Genomic DNA, 3578 nt, shown 5'->3' on the forward strand with positions numbered 1-3578 from the left:
ATTACTCAACACACCACCATCAACAATAACGGACTTCCCTTTCTTTCCATGGATCTTAACTGGAATAAAAAAATAAGGAAGTCCTGAGCTCATTCGAACTGCTTTTGCTACTGAAAAAGTAGCAGGGTCGATTCCATACACACGTTTGAGGTCGTCTGGAAGTACAACAATTCGACCTATCGTTAAGTCTGAACATATTATTTTCAAGGAATTGTGTGGAAGATCAGCAAACGTTCGTATCCCTTTCTCTTCCAACCACTTTTCTATCGTGCTCTCTAAACGATTGCCTTTGTAGAGGCCTAATCGGTAATAAAGCAGAAGCCATTTCATGAAGGGCAGCAACCGATCGGTTAAGGGAACATCTACTAATTTTTCAAACGATAGACTTTTCAGTTTGTCTTTTAATTCTTGTGCCGTATAACCTGCGGCGTTCAGACTGGCTAATATAGCCCCTGCCGAAGTACCGGCGACTCGGCTGAATGTGTAGCCTTGATCTTCCAGTTCTTCAAGTGCTCCTATAAACGCCAGTGCTTTGACACCGCCACCTGAAAAAACACCATCAACCTTCATTTCCCCTCACCCCACTATACTTCAATTATAAACAGGGAAAGTTTGGATTAGAACTGACAAAGAAAAAAGACGCATTAGCATGCGTCTTTACCCTTGGTCATTTTGTTCTTCATTCTTTTTCTGAATTTCTCTCAATGCGTCAACTCGCTTGGGTTGTTCGTCGAAGTATTGAACAAGATCCCCGATACGATCAATTGAATTCCAACTTAGGTGGTGTTCAATTCCTTCAACATCGTCGTAAATATTTTCATGGTCTACACCAATAATTTCCAGGAATTGTTCAAGAAGTTCATGACGATAAACAAGCCGCTTACCTACTTTTTTTCCTTTCGGAGTCAAAATGAGACCACGATATTTTTCGTAATTCAAGTACTGATCTCTATCTAATTTCTGAACCATTTTTGTAACGGAAGAAGGGTGGACCTGAAGGTTTTCTGCAATATCAGATACTCGGGCATACCCTTTATCTTCTATAAGCATATAAATTTGTTCGATATAATCTTCCATACTTGGTGTTGGCATGATAAACCCCCAATATAACCTGTCATATGTAGGTTGTTTCATAAAAATGATACACTAGTTTCTACTCTGTGACAAGAAAGCCTTATGTCATAAGAAAAACATCGGACCCTTTTTGAGTCCGATGTCTGAACTTATTTCAAATTATAAACCACATTTCAATTGGGCATTGCAATTTGTACAAGTATTACAACCGCCAATGTCCTCTACGGTACCTTTCCGACAAACAGGACAAGTATCTCCAACTTCTGAACCGATCGTAACTTTCGTTTTTTCCAATTCATGAACAGTATCCATCAATACAACACGAGGCGTTTTATCTTCTTCGAATTCCAGTTCGGTTTGTTCACCATCAAAATCATTTTCTTCCGCTTTGAGAGATAACACCTGACTGTCACGGCTTCCGTCTACATAAACTGTTCCGCCTTTGGCCCCACCACGATATAAACGCTGATACACCTGTTCAACTTGTTCCACAGAGTACCCTTTTGGTGCGTTTACTGTCTTAGAGATAGAACTATCGACCCAGCGCTGGATAATACATTGCGTATCCGCATGGGCTTCAGGTGACATCGTCATAGCTGTGACAAACCATTCCGGCAGTTGATCTGCATCTTGTTCAGGATGCTCATTCAAGTATTCATTCACAATATCTGCTTTAACTTCAATAAACTTACCTAAACGCCCGCTTCTATAATAGGAAAAGGAGAAATAAGGTTCTAATCCTGTACTTACACCTACCATTGTTCCTGTACTGCCAGTTGGAGCTACAGTTAACAAGTGTGAGTTACGGATTCCATGATCCAGAACACCTTGACGAATATCCTCAGGCATTTCCCTCATATAACCTGTTTCTATAAATTGTTTACGCAGCTCTTTTGTCTCCTTATCTGTGTTACCAACTAAGAAAGGAAAGCTGCCCTTCTCTTTAGCCAGTTCAATAGAAGCACGGTAAGCTGTCGTTGCAATGGTTTCAAAAATCTCATCCACCAAGCGGTTTCCTTTTTCAGAACCATATTCCGTTTCCGTGTAGATTAACAAGTCATGTAAGCCCATGACCCCCAGACCTACACGCCGCTCGCCTAACGCCTGTACTTTGTTTTCCTCTAAAAAGTATGGAGTGGCATCGATAACGTTGTCCTGCATACGCACCCCGGTTTCTACCGTCCGCTTCAGCTTATCGAAATCAATGGCCTTATTTTTCTTATCTGCAACAGATGCTAAGTTTACAGCGGCTAAATTACAGACGGAGTATGGAGCAAGTGGCTGTTCCCCACAAGGGTTTGTAGCAACGACTTTTTGCCCATATGCCGACGCATTGGTTTTCTCGTTCGCATTATCAATAAAGAAGATGCCAGGTTCTGCAGAATAAGTGGCACAAATGTTGATTAAATTCCATAATTCTTTCGCTTTGACTGTACGGTACGTTCGGATGCCGAATCCACGGTCTTCCCACTCACGAACGTCGCCACTCTCTTGCCACTCTTCATTATAAATGTCCATTTCTTCTTTCGTGTAGTTTTCAACATCTGGAAAACGAAGCTGGTAATCAGAATCATTCTCAACAGCTTCCATAAATTCTTTAGTAATACATACCGAAATGTTTGCACCCGTAAGGAATTCTGGATTATGGACGGTATAATTGCCACCGGTGTTCAACTTATCTTCCGCCTCTTGTAGGCTTTGTTCGGTGAACCCGCCCAAACCAGGCATATGCTTATAATTCAGGACACTCTGGTACAAGTCTTTTTCTGTTTCTGATAAAGGTGAAAATTTCAGTTTGTCTTTAGCCAACTGCTTAATTTGTTCATCTGTTGTATTTTCAATGAGAAAACGTAGAATTCTAGGGTTCTGCATTTTTGAGATGATGAACTCTACAATATCCGGATGCCAGTCAGCAAGCATGATCATTTGAGCTCCGCGTCTTGATCCGCCTTGTTCAACTAAATGAGTCAATTTCGCAATGTCATCAAGCCAGGAAACAGAACCTGAGGATTTCCCGTTCACACCTCTAGCCAATGTATTTCGTGGTCTTAATGTCGATCCGTTCGTTCCCACACCTCCGCCGCGTGACATGATTTCCATCACTTGCTTGCGGTGGTCGGATATACCTTCACGTGAATCTTGTATATAAGGCATCACATAGCAATTGAAGTAGGTCACATCAGTGTTCGACCCAGCCCCATAAAGAACACGGCCAGCAGGAATGAAATTTAAACTCGAAAGCTCTTGATAAAAATCATTGAAGCTCTGCTCTTTTTTCTCCGGATTTACTTCTACCTCTGCCAGTCCTGTCGCATTCCTTAATGCAATTTGTTCATAAAAAACCTCAAGAGGCTTATCAATCGTATCAAGGTTCCGGGTAATTAAGCCTGTTTCCCTTTCTTCTTCACGATCTAAGACATTGACAAATTCATCCTCGACTTTTACAACCGCTTCGTGCTTCTGCCAATCAATGGACTGGATGAAACCGAAACCGCGAGCCGGAA

Annotated in this window: 3 protein-coding genes; all 3 read right to left on the reverse strand. The window is 41.6% G+C overall.

Annotated elements, in window-relative coordinates; translation table 11 throughout:
* Nucleotides 1–570, reverse strand: a 570-nt coding sequence (locus tag LD39_RS06920) for a patatin-like phospholipase family protein (RefSeq protein WP_035544443.1), incomplete at its 3' end; no start/stop codon positions are given.
* A gap of 87 nt (nt 571–657) precedes the next feature.
* Entirely contained in the window at nt 658–1092 is a 435-nt protein-coding gene (mntR, locus tag LD39_RS06925; protein ID WP_035544444.1) for a transcriptional regulator MntR, read from the reverse strand.
* Nucleotides 1093–1233: 141 nt separating this feature from the next.
* A partial coding sequence (locus tag LD39_RS06930; RefSeq protein WP_035544449.1) for a vitamin B12-dependent ribonucleotide reductase occupies nt 1234–3578 on the reverse strand: 2345 nt, incomplete at its 5' end.

This window comes from Halobacillus sp. BBL2006 (assembly GCF_000786645.1).
Classification (GTDB): domain Bacteria; phylum Bacillota; class Bacilli; order Bacillales; family Halobacillaceae; genus Halobacillus.

Bases quoted from the DNA above. Each gene is read 5' to 3' on its own strand.
- mntR (WP_035544444.1), bottom strand. From the start codon at position 1,092: ATGCCAACACCAAGTATGGAAGATTATATCGAACAAATTTATATGCTT.